Origin of the sequence: Plasticicumulans lactativorans (genome assembly GCF_004341245.1) — a bacterium.
Classification (GTDB): Bacteria; Pseudomonadota; Gammaproteobacteria; order Competibacterales; family Competibacteraceae; genus Plasticicumulans_A; species Plasticicumulans_A lactativorans.
The window spans coordinates 49737-67885 of record NZ_SLWY01000018.1 but is presented as its reverse complement, the minus strand read 5'-3'; the positions used below and the strand labels follow the sequence as shown (position 1 = coordinate 67885).

16 protein-coding genes are annotated in these 18149 nt (G+C 70.7%); 12 read left to right on the top strand and 4 right to left on the bottom strand.

The genetic code is table 11. The features are described from left to right. Positions 1-236: 236 nt before the first annotated feature. Positions 237-1052: a 5-deoxy-glucuronate isomerase gene (iolB, locus tag EV699_RS15865; RefSeq protein ID WP_132544552.1), complete on the top strand. Its 816-nt coding sequence runs from the start codon at positions 237-239 to the stop codon at positions 1050-1052. A 25-nt stretch (positions 1053-1077) separates the two neighbouring features. Here the strand turns inward: iolB and EV699_RS15860 are convergent, their stop codons facing one another. The 3 genes from EV699_RS15860 to EV699_RS15850 all read right to left on the bottom strand — a co-directional run bounded on the left by EV699_RS15860 (position 1078) and on the right by EV699_RS15850 (position 4742). Next, complete coding sequence (locus EV699_RS15860) at positions 1078-2100, bottom strand: Gfo/Idh/MocA family oxidoreductase (protein WP_132544550.1); 1023 nt, start codon at positions 2098-2100, stop codon at positions 1078-1080. Between the two features lie 96 nt (positions 2101-2196). Continuing rightward, the gene (gene araD / locus EV699_RS15855; RefSeq protein ID WP_132544548.1) at positions 2197-3930 is read right to left on the bottom strand and encodes an L-arabinonate dehydratase; all 1734 of its coding nucleotides are present in this window, start codon (positions 3928-3930) and stop codon (positions 2197-2199) included. 26 nt (positions 3931-3956) lie between these two features. Beyond that, positions 3957-4742, bottom strand: a complete 786-nt coding sequence (locus EV699_RS15850) for an HpcH/HpaI aldolase family protein (protein WP_132544546.1) — start codon at positions 4740-4742, stop codon at positions 3957-3959. Between the two features lie 128 nt (positions 4743-4870). Here EV699_RS15850 and EV699_RS15845 point away from each other — a divergent pair, with 128 nt between their 5' ends. From EV699_RS15845 to EV699_RS15810, 8 genes are all read left to right on the top strand, one after another. Next, positions 4871-5173, top strand: a complete 303-nt coding sequence (locus tag EV699_RS15845) for a porin family protein (protein ID WP_132544544.1) — start codon at positions 4871-4873, stop codon at positions 5171-5173. Between the two features lie 418 nt (positions 5174-5591). After that, positions 5592-7442 carry a 3D-(3,5/4)-trihydroxycyclohexane-1,2-dione acylhydrolase (decyclizing) gene (gene iolD / locus EV699_RS15840; RefSeq protein WP_132544542.1) on the top strand — a complete coding sequence of 617 codons (1851 nt, stop codon included), beginning with the start codon at positions 5592-5594 and terminating at the stop codon, positions 7440-7442. Between the two features lie 65 nt (positions 7443-7507). After that, positions 7508-8395, top strand: coding sequence for a myo-inosose-2 dehydratase (gene iolE / locus EV699_RS15835; protein WP_132544540.1), 888 nt, complete (start codon positions 7508-7510; stop codon positions 8393-8395). 29 nt (positions 8396-8424) lie between these two features. Then, positions 8425-9744, top strand: a complete 1320-nt coding sequence (locus EV699_RS15830; protein WP_132544538.1) for an NAD(P)/FAD-dependent oxidoreductase — start codon at positions 8425-8427, stop codon at positions 9742-9744. A gap of 123 nt (positions 9745-9867) precedes the next feature. Continuing rightward, on the top strand, positions 9868-10740 hold the full coding sequence (locus tag EV699_RS15825; RefSeq protein ID WP_132544536.1) for an SMP-30/gluconolactonase/LRE family protein: 873 nt from the start codon (positions 9868-9870) through the stop codon (positions 10738-10740). A 47-nt stretch (positions 10741-10787) separates the two neighbouring features. After that, a complete protein-coding gene (locus EV699_RS15820) occupies positions 10788-11783 on the top strand; it encodes a Gfo/Idh/MocA family protein (protein ID WP_132544535.1) in 996 nt (331 codons plus the stop codon). 121 nt (positions 11784-11904) lie between these two features. Beyond that, positions 11905-12651: a TIM barrel protein gene (locus tag EV699_RS15815; RefSeq protein ID WP_132544589.1), complete on the top strand. Its 747-nt coding sequence runs from the start codon at positions 11905-11907 to the stop codon at positions 12649-12651. Positions 12652-12769: 118 nt separating this feature from the next. Further along, entirely contained in the window at positions 12770-13657 is an 888-nt protein-coding gene (locus tag EV699_RS15810) for a DMT family transporter (protein ID WP_243662701.1), read from the top strand. 45 nt (positions 13658-13702) lie between these two features. On the opposite strand, the gene EV699_RS15805 is transcribed toward EV699_RS15810, so the two are convergent. Next, positions 13703-14008 (bottom strand): SemiSWEET transporter, encoded by a 306-nt coding sequence (locus EV699_RS15805; RefSeq protein ID WP_132544531.1) that lies wholly within the window; start codon positions 14006-14008, stop codon positions 13703-13705. Positions 14009-14527: 519 nt separating this feature from the next. Here EV699_RS15805 and EV699_RS15800 point away from each other — a divergent pair. From EV699_RS15800 to EV699_RS15790, 3 genes are all read left to right on the top strand, one after another. Beyond that, the gene (locus EV699_RS15800; protein ID WP_132544529.1) at positions 14528-16027 is read left to right on the top strand and encodes a CoA-acylating methylmalonate-semialdehyde dehydrogenase; all 1500 of its coding nucleotides are present in this window, start codon (positions 14528-14530) and stop codon (positions 16025-16027) included. Positions 16028-16063: 36 nt separating this feature from the next. Then, complete coding sequence (gene iolG, locus EV699_RS15795) at positions 16064-17050, top strand: inositol 2-dehydrogenase (protein WP_132544527.1); 987 nt, start codon at positions 16064-16066, stop codon at positions 17048-17050. Between the two features lie 110 nt (positions 17051-17160). Next, positions 17161-18081 carry a sugar ABC transporter substrate-binding protein gene (locus EV699_RS15790; RefSeq protein WP_132544526.1) on the top strand — a complete coding sequence of 307 codons (921 nt, stop codon included), beginning with the start codon at positions 17161-17163 and terminating at the stop codon, positions 18079-18081. Positions 18082-18149: the final 68 nt, after the last annotated feature.

Genomic DNA, 18149 nt, shown 5'->3' with positions numbered 1-18149 from the left:
CAGAGGGTTGACCGCCCGCCACGGCGCCCGCGCCGGTGCGTCGACGGGCTCGCCGCCGCTGCCGTTGGGCGCCCGCCAAAATCCCGGCGCCCGCCGCGCGGCGCGAGCGGCGACAACACTAGCCGAGGCCGCCGGACGGTACCACCACGGGCGGCCGGCGCGCCCGCATCCGCACCGGCCGAACTGGGCTACTCTAGGCGCGCCGCTTCACCGCCGAGCCGACCACGCCGAGCACCATGATCGAACCCCTGCTGCTGAAAGGCCGCCCCCGCCCCGACTCGACCTGCACGATGCGGGTCGACCCTGCCGCGAGCGGGCTGCGCCACGCCGGGCTCGAGGTGCACCGGCTGGCCGCGGGCACGCGCCTGCGCCGCGAAACCGGCGCACGCGAAGTGTGCGCGGTGCTGCTGGCCGGTCGCGCCGACGTGCGCACCGAGGGCGGGGCGTGGCAGGGGATCGGCGCGCGGCAGCACCTGTTCGAGCGCAGTCGCCCGCACGCGGTGTACGCCGCGTGCGACGACTGCCTGGAGATCACCGCGCTCGGCGAGGTCGAGGTCGCGCTGGCCTCGGCCCCGGCGCGCACGCGGCGCCCGGCACGGCTGATCGTGCCGGAGGCGATCGCCGTCGAGGAGCGCGGCCACGGCGACACGCAGCGGACCATCCACCGCGTGTTCTGGGAGCAGGATGCGGCCGACGCGCTGCTGGTGGCCGAGGTGTTCACGCCGGCCGGCCACTGGTCGAGCTACCCGCCGCACAAGCACGACCACGAGGCGCCGCCCGAGGAGTCGCAGCTCGAGGAGATCTACTACTTCCGCTGCGATCCGCCGCAGGGCTTCGCCTTCCAGCGCGTGTACGCGGCCGACGGCCGCTTCGACGCGAGCTTCAGCCCCGGGGATGGCGATGTCGTGACCGTGCCCGGCGGCTACCACCCGGTGGCCGCGGCGCCCGGCTACCACCTTTATTATCTGAACGTCATGGCGGGGGCGTCGCGCCGCTGGTGCATCAGCCACGACCCGCGGCACGCCTGGCTGCACCAGCGGCCGCGCGCCTGACAGCGCGCGGCAACGTGGGGCGGGTTCAGTCGGCGAGCGTGACGGTAGTGCCGCTGGCGAGCGCCCCGCGCATCGCGACGGCGAGCCGCGTCGCCTCGCGCGCATCCTCCAGGCTGAGCGGCGACGGCCCGCCGGCGCGCACGGCGTCGACGAAGGCGCGCGCCTCGTGCAGGAAGGCTTCGCTGAAGCGGGCGAAGAAGTCCGGCAGGCCGCTCGCATGGCGCGCGTTGCCGGCCTCGCGCACCAGCGGCAGCGCGGTGATGCCACGGCCGACGCTGACCGCGCCGCGGGTGCCGGTCAGGTCCAGCGCCGCCTCGTAGCCGCGGTGCGAGGTGCGCGACACGTGGAAGCTCGCGACCACGCCGTTGCTGAACTCGACGGTGGCGACACCGGTGTCGATGTCGTTGCAGTCGGCGAGCCCCGGGTACATCAGCCGCGTGCCGCTCGCGCTGACGCGGCGCGCGCGGGCACCGTCGAGCAGCCAGCGCGCCAGGTCCACGTCGTGGATGCAGCAGTCGAGGAAGAGCCCGCCCGAGGTCGGCGCGAAGCGCACGAAGAAGCCGTCGGGGTCGATCGGGTCGTGCGCATCGAAGTGCAGGCGGAACGGCGTGCCGAGTTCGCCGGCGTCGAGCAGGCGTTTGGCCTCGGCGAAGCCCGGGTCGAAGCGGCGCATGAAGCCGATCATCGCCACCTGCCCCGGCCGCCGGTGGGCGACCTCGATGACGCGGTCGCAGTCGGCGACGTCCAGCGCCAGCGGCTTCTCGCAGAACACGTGCTTGCCGGCTTCGAGCGCCGCGACCACCTGCCCGGCGTGCAGCGAGGTCGGCGTGACCAGCCACACGGCATCGAGGCCCGGGTGCGCGAGCAGCGCCGGCAGGTCCTCGTAGACCGCGGCGACGCCGGCCGTGCGCGCCCAGTCGCGCTCGGCGGCGACCGGGCTCGCCGCGGCGACCAGGGTCGCGCCCGGCACGCGCTGCAGCAGGTTTTCGGCGTGGCGCTTGCCGAGCCGGCCGAGGCCGACGATGCCGATTCGAACGGGTGACGACATGGGGATTCTCCAGGGAGGGCGGGGGCTCGGGGCGGCGCGCCTGCGCAGGCCGCCGCCGCGAAGGGGTGGCGGACGCGTGCGCGTCCGCCACCGGCGTCAGTGGATCTCGGGCTCGGGCACCGGCTCGGGTCCGGTTTCGAGGAAGTCGAAGTCGCAGCCCTGGTCGGCCTGCGTCATGTGCTGCGCGTTGAGCCAGCCGAAGCCGCGCTGGAAGCGCGGCGGCGGCGCCACCCAGGCGGCGCGGCGGCGTTCGAGCTCGGCATCGTCGACGTGCAGGTGCAGGCGGCGGCCGGCGACGTCGAGAGTGATCAGGTCGCCGTCGCGCACCAGCGCGAGCGGGCCGCCGATGTGGCTCTCGGGCGAGACGTGCAGCACGCAGGCGCCGTAGCTGGTGCCGGACATGCGCGCGTCGGAGATGCGCACCATGTCGCGCACGCCCTGCGCGAGGATCTTCTTCGGGATCGGCAGCTGGCCCCACTCGGGCATGCCGGGGCCGCCGACCGGGCCGGCGTTCTGCAGCACCAGCACGCTGTCGGGGGTGACCGGCAGCTCGGGATCGTCGATGCGCTTCTCCATGTCGTTGTAGTCGCGGAACACCAGCGCCGGGCCGGTGTGATCGAGCAGCCGCGCCTCGGCGGCGAGCGGCTTGATCACCGCGCCGCGCGGCGCGAGGTTGCCGCGCAGCACGGCGAGGCCGCCACTCGGCGACAGCGGGTTGTCACGCGCGCGGATGACCTCGTCGTTGTAGACCTCGGCGCCTGCGATGTTCTCGCCGAGGCTGCGGCCGTTGACCGTCGGGCAGTCGAGGTGCAGCAGGTCGGCGAGGCGCGCGAGCAGCGCCGGCAGGCCGCCGGCGTAGTAGAAGTCCTCCATCAGGAAGCGCCCGGCGGGGCGGATGTCGGCGATCACCGGCACCCGCGCGCTGAGGCGGTCGAAGGTCTCCAGGTCGAGTTCGATGCCGGCGCGACGCGCCAGCGCGACCAGGTGCACGATCGAGTTGGTCGAGCCCGAGATGGCGAGGTCGACGGTGATCGCGTTCTCGAAGGCCTCGCGGCTGAGGATGTCGGAGGGCTTGAGGTCCTCCCACACTATCTCGACGATGCGCCGGCCGATGCCCGAGGCGAGCCGCGGGTGGTTCGAATCGGGCGCCGGGATCGACGAGCCGCCCGGCAGCGTGAAGCCGAGCGTCTCGGCGAGCGCCATCATCGTCGCCGCGGTGCCCATCGTCATGCAGGTGCCGGCCGAACGCGCGATGCCGTCCTCGAGCGCCGCCCAGGCGGCATCGGAGAGGTTGCCGGCGCGCCGCTCGGCCCAGTACTTCCACACGTCCGAACCGCTGCCGAGCGTCCTGCCCTGGTAGTTGCCGCGCAGCATCGGCCCGGCCGGCAGGTAGATCGTCGGCAGGTTCATCGAGATCGCGCCCATCAGCAGCGCCGGCGTGGTCTTGTCGCAGCCGCCCATCAGCACCACGCCGTCGACCGGGTGCGAGCGGATCAGCTCCTCGGCCTCCATCGCCAGCAGGTTGCGGTAGAGCATCGTCGTCGGCTTGACGAAGGGCTCGCCCAGACTCATCGCCGGCAGCACCACCGGGAAGCCGCCGGCCTGCCACACGCCGCGCTTGATCTCCTCGACGCGCTGCGGGAAGTGGCTGTGGCAGGAGTTCATGTCCGACCAGGTGTTGAGGATCGCGATCACCGGCTTGCCGCGGAATTCCTCGGCGGCGAAGCCCATCTGCTTGGTGCGCGAGCGGTGGCCGAAGGCACGCATGTTGTCGACGCCGAACCAGCGGTGGCTGCGCAGTTGCTCGGGGGTCTTGCGGGGTTTGCTCATGGTGTCGGGGTCTCCCTGCGGCAGGCTCAGTAGCCGCTCGCGGCGGACTTGGATTCGGCGCGCACGAGGTTGAGCGCCTGTTGTGCCCCGGCTGCCATCAGGCGCGCATCGGAGCCGATCGTGACGAGATCGAAGCCCTTGTCGATCATCTGCCGGGCGTATTCGGGGGTGCCGTTGTGGATCCCGGCACGCACGCCGTGGGCCTGGGCGCGCGCCAGGATGTGCGCGATCGCCTCGACCACCGGGGCTTCGGTCTGGTCGAACTTCGGCGTGCAGCCGAGCGCGAGCGAGAGGTCGGCGGGGCCGATGTAGATCGCGTCGAGCCCCGGCGTGGCAAGGATGGCGTCGAGGTTCGCCAGCGCCTCGCGGGTCTCGATCATCGCGAAGGCGAGCACCGTGTCGTTGGCGTGCCTGGCGTAGTCGGGCCCGGCGCTCAGCAGCGCGCGAATCGGGCCGAAGCTGCGGCTGCCGTGCGGCGGGTAGCGCGTGGCGGAAACCAGCCGCTCGGCATCCTCGCGGGTGTTGACCATCGGGCAGATCACACCCCAGGCGCCGGCGTCGAGCATCTTCATGATGATGCCGGGGTCGAGCCAGGGCACGCGCACCAGCGGCGCGGTGTCGGTGGTCGAGATCGCGGTCAGCATGTTCACCGCCGCCTGGTAGTCGACCACGCCGTGCTGCATGTCGATGGTCAGCGAATCCCAGCCGGCATGGGCCATGGTCTCGGCCGAGAAGCCGTTGGGGATGGCGAGCCAGCCGTTCACGGCCGCCCTGCCCTCCGCCCAGAGCTGGCGGATCCGGTTCATGCGCATGATCTTCTCCTGCTGCCGTCGGTGGATGTTCGGTGTGTCGGAAGTACCCTGGTGCACGCCCATAATAGAATTATTTTTCCAAAAATAAAACATATGGAAATTTTGAACGCCAGCCGCGCACACCCCGCGTGGCGGCGGCCCTCCCCGCTCCACCACCAGAACGCACCCGCGGCCTGGGGATCGCCGGGCAACTCGACTTCGGCAACAACGTGCTGATCGCCCACGGCGGGCGGCGCACCACCGATCTGGCCGCCGCCGAGCTCGACGAGTACGCCCTCGGCGTGCAGCACGGGCTCAGCAAGCGCACCCACGTCTACGCCGGGTACCAGCACGTCGACTTCAAGCTCGATGCGCTCGAGGACGCCGACACCGTCGCCCTCGGCCTGCGTCACGACGTCCAAGTCCTCCCAGGGCCCGGCTTCCCTCGGTAACGAAGGCGCGGGCAACCGCGCCCTTTTTTTCGGTCGCTTGACGCTGCTTCGGGCGGACGGGTCGCACGGCCAGCCCTTCAAATTAAATTCCAAAATTTATTTACTTGGAATGAATATTCCATAATACTGTCCCTACCGTCACCGCATGAGCGCCGTCGGCCCGGTCGGACCGCGATCGGCACCGGCTCGCGAACGGTTGCCGACCCCAGGGGGAGACCGTCCGATGCCCACCAGCAGCCCGCTGCAGCCGCGCGCTTCGCGCCCGCCGGCCGCCGCACCGCGGCCCGCCACCGCCGCGGCGGTGCGTACGCCCGGTCGCCGCGTGGCGACGGCCGCCTCCCGGTGCCGGCCCATTTCCCCACTGCGCAGCCACGGCTGCAGGACGGGGGCTGCCCGCCCCACCTCGAGGAGTGCCTGAATGAACACCGTACGACTCACGATGGCCCAGGCCGTGGTCCGCTACCTCACCGCCCAGCGCGTCGACATCGACGGGCAGGAACTGCCGCTGTTCGCCGGCGTCTGGGCGATCTTCGGGCACGGCAACGTGTCCGGCATCGGCGAAGCGCTGTACGCCGCGCGCGAAACCCTGCCGACGCTGCGCGCGCACAACGAGCAGGGCATGGCGCTGGCCGCCATCGCCTACGCCAAGGCGCTGGGCCGGCGGCGGATGATGGCCTGCACCACGTCGATCGGCCCCGGTGCGCTGAACATGGTGACGGCCGCGGGGGTGGCGCACGTCAACCGGCTGCCGGTGCTGCTGCTGCCGGGCGACATCTTCGCCTCGCGCGCTCCGGACCCGGTGCTGCAGCAGGTCGAGCATTTCGACAATCCCACCGTCAGCGTCAACGACTGCTTCCGCCCGGTGTCGCGCTACTGGGACCGCATCACCCGCCCCGAGCAGTTGCTGACGAGCCTGCCGCGCGCGCTCCAGGTGCTCACCGACGCCGCCGAATGCGGCCCGGTCACGCTCTGCCTGCCGCAGGACGTGCAGTCAGAGGCCTTCGATTTCCCTGAAGAATTCTTCCGCGTACGGGTGCATCACAGCCGTCGGCCGGGCGCCGACGTGGCCGAACTGGCCGCAGCCGTCAAGGCGCTGCAGGCCGCCAGAAAGCCGCTGATCGTCGCCGGTGGCGGCGTGCTGTACAGCGATGCCTGCGACACGCTGGCCGCGTTCGCCCAGCGCCATGGCATTCCGGTTTGCGAGACCCAGGCCGGCAAGAGCGCGCTGGCCTGGGATCACCCGGCGCAGACGGGTTCGATCGGCGTGACCGGCTCCACCGCGGCCAACGCGCTGGCCGCGGAAGCGGATCTGGTGCTGGCCGTCGGTACCCGCCTGGCCGATTTCACCACCGGCTCGCGCTCGGTGTTCGGCAATCCGGACGTCAAATTGCTGAGCCTCAACGTCGTCCCCTTCGACGCCGCCAAACACGGTTCGCAGGCGCTGGTCAGCGATGCCCGCCGTGGCCTGGAGGATCTGGGGGCCGCGCTCGGCGACTGGCAGGCGCCAGCCGGCTGGACGGCCAGATCGCGTGAGCTCGCGGCGCAGTGGAACGCCATCGTCGAGCGCGTGACGAGCGTCCGCGATCGCACCCTGCCGACCGATGCCGACGTGGTCGGCGCGGTGAATCGCGCCGCCGGCGCCGACAGCGTCGTGGTCTGCGCGGCTGGCGGGCTGCCGGGCGAGCTGCACAAGCTGTGGCGGAGCGCGAAGCCGGGCGGCTACCACCTCGAGTACGGCTTCTCGTGCATGGGTTACGAAGTGGCCGGCGGCGTCGGCGTGAAGATGGCGCTGCCGGAGCGCGAGGTCTACGTCATGGTGGGGGACGGCTCCTACCTGCTGATGAACTCGGAGCTCGCCAGCGCGGTGATGCTGGGCATCAAGATCGTGCTGGTGATCCTCGACAACCGTGGCTACGCCTGCATCAACCGGCTGCAGCAGGTCTGTGGCGGCGCGCCCTTCAACAACCTGATTCGCGACTGCCTGCAGGGCCCTGACGGCGCCCCCGACATCGACTTCGCCGCGCATGCCCGCGCGCTCGGTGCCACCGCCGAGAAGGTCGCGAACGTGCAGGAACTCGAAGCCGCGCTCGAACGCGCCAAGGCTTCGACCCGCAGCTACGCCATCGTCATCGACACCGACCCCATGCCGATCACCCGCGAGGGTGGCAACTGGTGGGATGTCGCGGTGCCGGAAGTGTCGGAGCGGCCGCAGGTCCATGAAGCCCACGGCCGCTACCTGGAAGCGAAACGGCAGCAGCGCCGGATCTGAGTCCACTGCACGCGCGCGGTGGCCAGCCCGCCACGCCGTCCCCAACCAACCCGAGGAGCACATCCATGAGCGTACGCATCGGCATCAACCCGCTGACCTGGACCAACGACGACCTCCCCGAGCTCGGCGCCGACACGCCGCTGGAAACCTGCCTGAGTGAAGGCAGACAGGCCGGCTTCGCCGGCTTCGAGCTCGGCCAGAAGTTCCCGCGCGACCCGGCCGTGCTCGGCCCGATCCTCGCAGGCCACGGCCTCGCGCTGGTGTCCGGCTGGTACAGCGCGCGCCTGCTCGAGCGCAGCGTCGAAGCCGAGATCGAGGCGGTGCAGGCGCACCTGTACCTGCTGAAGTCGCTCGGCAGCAACGTGATGGTGTGGTGCGAGGTCACCGGCTGCATCCACGGCGAGCGCAACATCCCGCTGTCGCGCCGCCCGGTGCTCGCGGCCGACCAGTGGGCCGAGCTCGGCCGGCGCATGACCGCGGTCGGCGACTACCTGAAGGGCCAGGGCGTGCACCTGGCCTATCACCACCACATGGGCACGGTGGTCGAGACCGAGGCCGAGATCGACCTGCTGATGCAGCACACCGGTGACTCGGTGGGCCTGCTGCTCGACACCGGCCACCTGACCTTCGCCGGCGGCGACCCGCTCGCGGTGATCGCGCGCTGGGGCAAGCGCATCAGGCACGTGCACTGCAAGGACGTGCGCGCCGCGGTGCTGGCCGAGTACAAGGCCGCCGATTCGAGCTTCCTCAACGCGGTGCTGGCCGGCGTGTTCACCGTGCCGGGCGACGGCTCGATCGACTACCGCCCGGTGTTCAGCGCGCTGAAGGCCGCCGGCTACAGCGGCTGGCTGGTGGTCGAGGCCGAGCAGGACCCGGCCAAGGCGCACCCGCTGACCTACGCCACCAAGGGCTACCAGTACCTCAGCCGCACCGTCGCCGAGACGGGGCTCTGAGCCACGACCGCACGCAGGAGCAGATCGACATGAGCAGCCCGACGCCGGACCTGCACCACATCGTGATCGTCGGCGGCGGCGCCGGCGGCCTGGTGCTCGCCACGCGCCTCGGCCACCGCCTGGGGCGGCGCGGCAAGGCCCGCATCACGCTGGTCGACGCCGCCCTCACCCATGTCTGGAAACCGCTGCTGCACGAAGTGGCGGTGGGCACGATGGACTCGCACAAGGACGACGTGATCTACCTGGGGCATGCCGACGGGCATCACTTCGAGTTCCAGCACGGGCGCATGGACGGGCTCGACCGCGCCCGGCGCGAGCTGTGGCTCGCGCCGGAGGTGGACGAGGCCGGGGTCGAGGTGCTGCAGCGCCGCCGCCTGCGCTACGACACGCTGGTGATCGCGGTGGGCGGCGTCTGCAACGACTTCGGCGTGCCGGGCGTGCGCGACAACTGCATGTTCCTCGACACGCACCAGCAGGCCGAACAGGTGCAGCGGCGCCTGCTGCGCACCTGCCTGGTCGCGCAGCGGCGCGAGGGGCCACCGGCCGAGGCCAGCGTGAAGGTCGCGGTGATCGGCGCGGGCGCCACCGGGGTGGAGTTCGCCGCCGAGCTGCACAAGGCGATGGGCCAGCTCGTCACCTACGGGCTCGACCGCGTCGACCCGGCGAAGCACGTCCGCATCAGCCTGATCGAGGCGGCCGACCGCGTGCTGCCGGCGCTGCCGGCGCGCCTGTCGCAGGCGACCGAGGCCGAACTCGCGCGCCTCGGCGTGACCGTGCACAAGGGCGAGCAGGTGGTGCGGGTGACGGCGCAGGGCGTGGAGACGCGCAGCGGGCTGAACGTCCCCGCCGACCTGACGATCTGGTCGGCCGGGGTCAAGGCGCCGGACTTCCTGCGCGATCTCGACGGGCTCGAAACCAACCGGGCCAACCAACTGGTGGTCGACGACACGCTCAGGAGCACGCGCGACGAACACGTCTTCGCGCTCGGCGACTGCGCCGCGTGCCCGCAGCCGGGCAGCGAACGGCCGGTGCCGCCGCGCGCGCAGGCCGCCTACCAGCAGGCCCTGGTGCTGGCCGACACGCTGATGCGGCGCCTCGACCGGCGGCCGCCGAAGCGCTTCGTCTACCGCGACCACGGCTCGCTGATCGCGCTCAGCTACACCAGCGTCGGCAACCTGATGGGCAACCTGCTCGGCAACCGGATGATCGAGGGCCGGGTCGCGCGCATCGCCTACAAGTCGCTGTACAAGAAGCACCAGCTCGCGCTGCACGGCCCGGTCTGGGTCGCGCTGGCGAGCCTCATCAACCTGCTGCGGCGGCGCACCGAGCCGCGCCTGAAGCTCCACTGAGCACGCGCGTGGCAGCGGACACGGCAAGCGAGGACATCATGATGGTCGACGATCTGCGTGCGCGCCGCCGGCGCGCGCCCCTGGCGGCGCCCGGCGCCCGCACCACGGACTAGGAGGCGCGCCATGCACGACGTGCGCTGTGTCCTCGACGCCCAGGCCGAGCTCGGCGAATCCCCGGTGTGGTCGGCCGAGGAGCAGGCCCTGTACTGGGTCGACATCCTCGAACCGGCGCTGCACCGCTTCGACCCGGCCAGCGGCGCCACGCGCCGCTGGCCGCTGCCGAAGTCGATCGGCTCCTTCGGCCTGCGCGAGCGCGGCGGCGCGGTGCTCGCGCTGCGCGACGGCTTCTACGGCTTCGATTTCGACAGCGGCGCGCTGCGCTTCATCGCCGGCCCCGGCGAGACGCCGGGGGTGCGCTTCAACGATGGCAAGGTCTCGCCCGACGGGCGTTTCTGGGCCGGGACGATGGACGAGGCGACGCTGAGCCAGCCGCTCGGCGCGCTCTACCGGCTCGACCCCGACGGCTCGCTGCAGCGCATGATCGAGGGGCTGATCGTCTCCAACGGCCTTGCCTGGAGCGCCGACGGGCGGACGATGTTCCACTCCGACTCCAAGGGCAAGGCGCTTTACGCCTGGGACTACGACCCGGCCGCCGGCAGCATCGCCAACCGCCGCGTGATCGCGCGCCCCGACGAGGACGTCGGCCGGCCCGACGGCGGTGCCACCGACGTCGAGGGCTACTACTGGAGCGCCGGCATCTCCGCCGGCGTGCTCAACCGCTGGTCGCCCGACGGCCGGCTCGACCGCCGGATCCCGCTGCCCTGCGTCTGCCCGACGATGCCGTGCTTCGGCGGCCCGGACCTGAAGACGCTGTACATCACCTCGCTGCGCCACGGCCTGGCCGCCGACCGGCTCGCGGAGAAACCGCTCTCGGGCGGCCTCTTCGCGCTGCAGGTCGACGTACCGGGCGTGCCGGTGGCGAAGTTCCGGGGCTGAGATCCCGCTTCCTCAACGCTCGCCGCGGCGAGATGGAGACCCAAGTCATGAACATCTGCATGGTCGGCCACGGCATGATGGGCGTGTGGCACTCGGAAGGCCTGAAGGACGTCGACTGCTGCCTGCACACCGTGGTCGGGCGGCGCCCCGAGCCCACCGCCGAGTTCGCGCGGACGTACGGCTACCGCAAGTGGACGGTGAGCTTCGAGGAGGCGCTGCGCGACCCCGAGGTCGACATCGTCATCATCGCCGGCCCCAGCGAGACCCACGCCGAGATGGCGCTCGCCGCGATCGAGCACGGCAAGCACACGCTGGTCGAGATCCCCATCGCGATGAACCTGGAGCAGAGCGAGCGCGTGGTCGCCGCCGCGAAGGCGCGCGGGCTCACGCTCGGCGTGGTGCACCCGATGCGCTTTCGCCCCGAGCGCGCGCCGGTGATCGCGCGCATCCATGCCGGCGAGGAGCGCGTGCGCCACGTGCACGGACGCTTCTTCATCTACCGGCTGCAGAACATCGGCGCCACCGGCTACCAGCGCAGCTGGACCGACAACATCCTCTGGCACCACAGCACGCATCTGGTCGACCTCGGCCTGTGGATGATCGGCGGCGGCGACATGCTCGCGGCCGAGGCGAAGATCCGCAGCGTCAACGCCTTCATGCCGGCGCTGGACGCACACACCGGCATCCCGATGGAGATCGTGCTGGTGGTGGAAACGCACGATGACCAGTCGCTCGTCGTCACCGGCTCGTACTACGGCCGCGAGCGCCTCTACGACACGCTGGTGGTCAGCGATCGCGATTCCTACCGCGTCGACGAACTGAAGGCGACGCTCGCCACCGGCGCCGGGGTGCAGGACATCCCGACCGAACGCGAGAACGCCTGGCGGTGCGCGCGCGATTTCGTCGAGGCGGTGCGCGCCGGCCGCGATCCGCAGGTCCCCGGCTGGTCGGTGCTGCCGACGATGCGCGTGCTGCACCGCGCGCAGGAGCAGTGGGACGCCAAGCACGGCCGCCAGCTGCTGCCGGGCCGTCCGGTGATGTGAACGGCCGCCGGGCCCGTCCCGGCAGCGCCTTCGCATCCTTCATCGATCACGCACGAGGCCGTTCACCTTGAGCAAACCTTCGCCGCAGCTCGGGCCCTTCACGCTGGCCGCGTCCGCCGAAATGCTGTTCCGCGACCTGCCGCCGGTCGAGCGCGTCAAGCGCCTCGACGCCCTGGGCTACCAGGTCGAGATCTGGGACTGGACCCGGCACGACATTCCCGCGCTCGCCGCGACCGGGGCCACGTTCTCGTCGATGACCGGCTACGTCAGCGGCACGCTCGCCGACGACGCCGGCGCGGACGAACTGCTGCGCACCGCGGCGCAGTCGATCCCGGTGGCGAAGGAACTCGGCGTGCCGCGCCTGAACCTGCACGGCACCGGCCTCGACAGCCGCGGCCTGCCGGTGCAGCCCTGCCCGATCGTCACCGGGGCGATGTGGCTGAAGGCACGCGACACGCTCAGCCGCATCGCCGACCTCGGCGAGCGGCACGGCGTCACCTTCATGCTCGAGAACCTCAACCTGCCGCTCGACCACCCGGGCACGCCGTTCGGCCGCGCCGAGGACACGCTGGCGCTGGTGTCGTCGATCGACCGCGAGAGCCTCGGCCTGAACCTCGACCTGTACCACGCGCAGATCGGCGAGGGGAACCTGATCGAGCTGTGCAGGCGCTGCCTGCCGTGGATCGCCGAGATCCAGGTCGCCGACGTGCCCGGCCGCTGCGAGCCCGGCACCGGCGAGATCCACTACGCCGCCATCGCCCGCGCGCTCGACGCGCTGGGATGGCGCGGCACGGTCGGCCTGGAAGGCTGGGCCTCGGGCGACGACGAGGTCGCGCTGCAGCGCTTCCGCGACGCCTTCACGCTCTGAGCGCCGGCCACATGACGCCGCCGCGGCCCTTCCCTTTGCGCCGCGCCCTGCGATGATCGCCCGCGGCTCGGCCGGCGCACTGCGTGCCGGCGGCGATAGCGTGCGGGAGGTGGAGAACGTGCCGGCAAACGATCATCTGAAGGCGGACCTGCTGATGGTCCTGGTCACGCTGCTGGCCGCCGCGGGCTGGGTGTTCTCGCTGAAGGCGCTGCAGGGCCTGCCGCCGCTGCTGTTCATGGGGGTGCGCTTCCTGCTTGCGGGGCTGCTGCTCGGCACCATCGGCTACGGCCCGCTGCGCCGCCTCGATGCCGCCCAGCGCCTGCGCGCCGCGGCGGTTGGCGTGGTCATGGGCGTGGCGATGCTGTGCTGGATCATGGGGCTTTTTTACGCGACCCACGTCGGCGTCGGTGCCTTCATCACCAGCCTCGGCGTGATCCTCGCCCCGCTCGCCGGGCGGTTCCTGTTCGCCGTGCACGTCAGCCGCAGCACCTGGGCGGCGGCGGCCGTGGCGACCGCCGGCCTGGCGTGCCTGTCACTGCAGAAGGGCGGCGCCGTGCATTTCACGTCGTCCGATGCGTTCTTCCTCGCCTGCGCCGCCGGGCTCGCGGTGCACTTCAACCTGAACACGCGCTTCGCCGCGCGCATCCCGGTGCTGCCGCTGACCGCGGTCCAGCTCGGCATGGTGGGCGCGATGGCGCTGCTGACGTCGACGCTGGTCGAACGCTGGCCCGCGACCATCGGCGGCGGGACCCTCGGCTGGCTGCTGGCGAGCATCCTGATCGCCACCAGCCTGCGCTTCTTCCTGCAGGTGAAGGCGCAGAGCATGGCGCCGGTCAGCCACGCCGCGCTGGTGATGACGCTGGAGCCGGTGTGGACCGCGCTGGTGGCGACCGTGTGGCTCGGCGAGCGGATGAGCGGCGTGCAGCTCGGCGGCTGCGCACTGATCCTGTGCGCACTGCTGATCAGCCGCTGGCACTCGATCGTCAGGCGCCCCCGGCACGGCTGACGCGACGCCCGCCGCCGCGCGGCGGGCGCAGTCTTCAAATGCGTGTCAGACCACCGGCTCGGCGGCCGCCTGCTCGCCTTTGCGCCAAGCGAGCTTCATGCCGAGGATCGTCGAAGCCAGCGCCAGGGTGACGGCATTGGCGACCACCACCGGCACGGAACCGATCAGCAGGCCGTAGACCAGCCACAGCGTCACGCCGCTGCAGAAGATCAGGTACATCCCCAGCGAAACGTCGCGCGTCGAGTGCGTACGCCAGATCTGCAGGACCTGGGGCAGGAATGCCAGCGTGGTGAAGACACCGGCGACGGAACCGATCAGTTCGACGACATCCACGGGGAGGTCGGGGGTCATCCTCTTTGCCTCTGCGCACGTGCGCGGGTTGGTCATGGGTGGTGGTGGCGCCTGGAATAGGTTCAGGCGTGACCTATTGTGCGACGCACCATTCGCCCCTCGCAAGCCCCCTGCACGCGATTTCTGTAACGTTTTTGTGGCGCCCTGATCCGGGCGTCAGCCTTCCCTGACAACGCTGCGCCACGCGCACGGCAACCCCCCCTCCGTCCGTCGTTTTCCTCCCGGATCGCCGCCCGTTCTCGTCCTTCGGCAGCCGCGGTCGGCGCATCTTTTTCGCATGCGCAATTCCATTTTCTATTGTTTTGGAATTTATATTCCACTATAGTTTCTCCAACGCCTCGCCACATGCGCCGGCGCGGGCGTGATGGACCGGCCACCCGCCTCTCGGCGTTCGACATGCCGGCCTCGCGCTCCTCCGGGGTCGGGTGAGGAGCCGCGGCAAGGGGGTGCGGTTCCCGGCGCCACGCGTGCCAGCCGCCGTTGCAACCGATACACGACCCACCACTTGTGGAGATTCAGATGACCGAGACTCTGTCGCACTACGTCCATGGCGAGCAGGTGGCCGGCACCAGCGGCCGCTTCGCCGACGTGTTCAACCCCGCCACGGGCGAAGTCCGCGTTCGCGTGCCGCTGGCGAGCGCCGGGGAAGTGAACGCCGCGGTCGCCGCCGCCAAGGCCGCGTTCCCGGCATGGGCCGCGACGCCCCCGCTGCGCCGCGCCCGCATCATGTACAGGTTCAAGTCCCTGATGGAGGAGAACGCCGACCGGCTCGCGGCGCTGATCAGCGCCGAACACGGCAAGGTGCACGACGACGCCCTCGGCGAAGTCACGCGCGGCCTGGAAGTGGTGGAGTTCGCCTGCGGCATCCCGCACCTGCTCAAGGGCGAGGTCACCGAGAACGTCGGCACCAACGTCGACTCGCACTCGCTGCGCCAGCCGCTCGGCGTCACCGTCGGCATCACCCCGTTCAACTTCCCGGTGATGGTGCCCTGCTGGATGTTCCCGGTGGCCCTCGCCTGCGGTAACACCTTCATCCTCAAGCCCTCGGAGCGCGACCCCTCGCCGTCGCTGCTGATCGCCGAGCTGCTGCGCCAGGCCGGGCTGCCGAGCGGCGTGTTCAACGTCGTCCACGGCGACAAGGGCGCGGTCGACACCCTGCTGACCCACCCCGACGTGCAGGCCGTGAGCTTCGTCGGCTCGACCCCGATCGCCCGCTACATCTATGGCACCGGCTGCGCGCACGGCAAGCGCGTGCAGGCCCTCGGCGGCGCCAAGAACCACATGATCGTGATGCCCGACGCCGACATGGACCTGACCGTCGACGCCCTGATGGGCGCGGCCTACGGCTCCGCCGGCGAGCGCTGCATGGCGATCTCGGTGGCCGTGGCGGTGACCGACGCGACCGCCGATGCACTGATCGCGAAGCTCGTGCCGCGCGTGCAGGCGCTGAAGATCGGCCCCGGCAACCGCCCCGGCGTCGAGATGGGCCCGCTCGTCACCGCGGCACACCGCGACAAGGTCGTCGGCTACATCGACACCGGCGTGGCCGAGGGCGCCGAGCTGCTGGTCGACGGCCGCGGCCTGACGATCGAGGGCAACGAGGGCGGCTTCTTCGTCGGCGGCACGCTGTTCGACCGCGTCACGCCGGCGATGACGATCTACCGCGAGGAGATCTTCGGCCCGGTGCTCGCCGTGGTGCGCGTGCCCGACTATGCGAGCGCCGCGAAGCTCATCAACGACCACGAGTTCGGCAACGGCACGGCGATCTTCACCCGCGACGGCGACACCGCGCGCCACTTCGCCCACGCGATCCAGGTCGGCATGGTCGGCATCAACGTGCCGATCCCGGTGCCGATGGCGTTCCACAGCTTCGGCGGCTGGAAGGCGAGCCTGTTCGGCGACCACCACATGCACGGCCCCGAGGGCGTGCGCTTCTACACCCGCCTGAAGACCATCACGACGCGCTGGCCCACCGGCATCCGCGCCGGCGCCGACTTCGTCATGCCGACGATGAACTGATCCGCCCCCCCTCCACCCGCCAGAGGAAGTCCCGACATGCTACGCATCGCTCAATTCGGCGCCGGGCGCATCGGCGCGATCCACGCCGACAACGTCGCGCGCCGCCCCGATGTCGAGCTCGCCTACGTCGTCGACGTCAACGCCGAGGCCGCCGCCGCGCTCGCCGCGCGCCACGGCGCGCAGGTCAGCGACGTCGCCACCGCGCTCGCCGACAAGTCCGTCGGTGCGGTGATCATCGCCAGTTCCACCGATACCCACGCCGACCTCATCGAGGCCGCGGCCCGGGCCGGCAAGGCGGTGTTCTGCGAGAAGCCCGTCGACCTCAGCATCGCCCGCTGCGACCAGTGCCTGGCCACCGTCAAGGCAACCGGCGTCGCCGTCGCGATGGGCTTCAACCGCCGCTACGACCCGACCTTCCGCAGCCTGCGCGAGCGCCTGGTGGCGGGCGAGATCGGCAGGCTGGAGATCCTCAGCATCACCAGCCGCGACCCCGCGCCGCCGCCGGTCAGCTACATCAAGGTCTCGGGCGGGCTGTTCCGCGACATGATGATCCACGACTTCGACATGGCCCGCTGGCTGCTCGGCGAGGAGCCGGTGGAGATCTACGCCGCCGCCGCCGTCAACGTCGACCCCGCCATCGGCGAGGCCGGTGACGTCGACACCGCCACCGTGTCGATGAAGACCGCCAGCGGCAAGCTCGCGATCATCAACAACAGCCGTCGCGCCACCTACGGCTACGACCAGCGCGTCGAGGCCTTCGGCTCCAAGGGCATGCTGCAGGCCGGCAACCACACCGCGACCCAGGTGGTGCACGCGGGGGCGAACGGCGTCAGCTCCGACAAGCCGCTCGACTTCTTCCTGCAGCGCTACGTGGCCGCCTATCAGGCCGAGCTCGACGACTTCGTCAACATGGTCATCGAGGGGCGCGAGCCGCTCGCGACCGTCGCCGACGGCCGTGCCGCCCTGCTGCTCGCCGATGCCGCCCTGACTTCGCTGCGCGAAGGCCGCGCGGTGCGCCTGTAACGGTCGCGCCCCCCGAGATGCCGCCGTGGCCGCCGCCCGAGGCGGCCTGCGGACCTTCGGCATAACCCGCCTGACCACCACTAGAAAGCAGATACGAGAGGAGCTCCACCATGAACCGTACCGTTGCCGCTTCCCTGCTCGCCGCCCTGGTCATGGGTGCGAACCCGGCGTTCGCCAAGACCACCATCGGCGTGACGATGTCGTCCTTCGACGACAACTTCCTGACTTATCTGCGTGAGGCGATGGCCGCCGAGGCAAAGGCCAAGGGCGTCGACATCCAGTTCGAGGACGGCCAGAAGGACGTCGTCAAGCAGATCTCGCAGGTCGAGAACTTCATCGCCCAGAAGGTCGACGTGATGATCGTCAACCCGATCGACAGCGCGGCCACGCGGAACATCACGGAAAAGGCGATGAAGGCCGGCATCAAGCTGATCTACGTCAACCGCCTGCCCGAGGAGAAGCTGCCCGAGGGCGTCGTCTACGTCGGCTCGGACGAGAACGTCTCGGGCACGATGCAGGGCGAGTACCTGGCCAAGAAGCTCAACGGCAAGGGCAACGTCGCGATCATGATGGGTGAGCTGTCGACCGAAGCCGCCCGCACCCGCACCAAGGGTGTCAAGAACGTGTTCGCGAAGTACCCCGACATCAAGATCGTCGAGGAGCAGACCGCTAACTGGCAGCGTGCCGAAGGCATGAACCTGATGAGCAACTGGATCACGACGGGCAAGCAGATCGATGCCGTCGCCTCCAACAACGACGAGATGGCGATCGGCGCCATCATGGCGCTGAAGCAGGCCGGCGTGGCCCCGGACAAGATACTGGTGGGTGGCGTCGATGCCACCCCCGACGCGCTGGTCGAGATGAAGAAGGGCACGATGGCGGTCACCGTGTTCCAGGACGCGAAGGGCCAGGGCACCTCGGCGATCGACACTGCAGTCAAGATGGCCAACGGCGAAAAGACCGAGCAGTTCGTGATGACGCCGTTCCAGCTGGTCACGCCGGAAAACTACAAGGACTTCATGAACAAGTAAGGCGATATGACGCCCGGCGGCGGTCCACATTCGCCGCCGGGCCCTGAACCGATCCAAGCGCGCGAGGG

Coding starts and splice junctions, on each gene's coding strand:
- iolB (WP_132544552.1), top strand. CDS start 237: ATGATCGAACCCCTGCTGCTGAAAGGCCGCCCCCGCCCCGACTCGACC.
- EV699_RS15860 (WP_132544550.1), bottom strand. CDS start 2,100: ATGTCGTCACCCGTTCGAATCGGCATCGTCGGCCTCGGCCGGCTCGGC.
- araD (WP_132544548.1), bottom strand. CDS start 3,930: ATGAGCAAACCCCGCAAGACCCCCGAGCAACTGCGCAGCCACCGCTGG.
- EV699_RS15850 (WP_132544546.1), bottom strand. CDS start 4,742: ATGCGCATGAACCGGATCCGCCAGCTCTGGGCGGAGGGCAGGGCGGCC.
- iolD (WP_132544542.1), top strand. CDS start 5,592: ATGAACACCGTACGACTCACGATGGCCCAGGCCGTGGTCCGCTACCTC.
- iolE (WP_132544540.1), top strand. CDS start 7,508: ATGAGCGTACGCATCGGCATCAACCCGCTGACCTGGACCAACGACGAC.
- EV699_RS15830 (WP_132544538.1), top strand. CDS start 8,425: ATGAGCAGCCCGACGCCGGACCTGCACCACATCGTGATCGTCGGCGGC.
- EV699_RS15825 (WP_132544536.1), top strand. CDS start 9,868: ATGCACGACGTGCGCTGTGTCCTCGACGCCCAGGCCGAGCTCGGCGAA.
- EV699_RS15820 (WP_132544535.1), top strand. CDS start 10,788: ATGAACATCTGCATGGTCGGCCACGGCATGATGGGCGTGTGGCACTCG.
- EV699_RS15815 (WP_132544589.1), top strand. CDS start 11,905: ATGCTGTTCCGCGACCTGCCGCCGGTCGAGCGCGTCAAGCGCCTCGAC.
- EV699_RS15805 (WP_132544531.1), bottom strand. CDS start 14,008: ATGACCCCCGACCTCCCCGTGGATGTCGTCGAACTGATCGGTTCCGTC.
- EV699_RS15800 (WP_132544529.1), top strand. CDS start 14,528: ATGACCGAGACTCTGTCGCACTACGTCCATGGCGAGCAGGTGGCCGGC.
- iolG (WP_132544527.1), top strand. CDS start 16,064: ATGCTACGCATCGCTCAATTCGGCGCCGGGCGCATCGGCGCGATCCAC.
- EV699_RS15790 (WP_132544526.1), top strand. CDS start 17,161: ATGAACCGTACCGTTGCCGCTTCCCTGCTCGCCGCCCTGGTCATGGGT.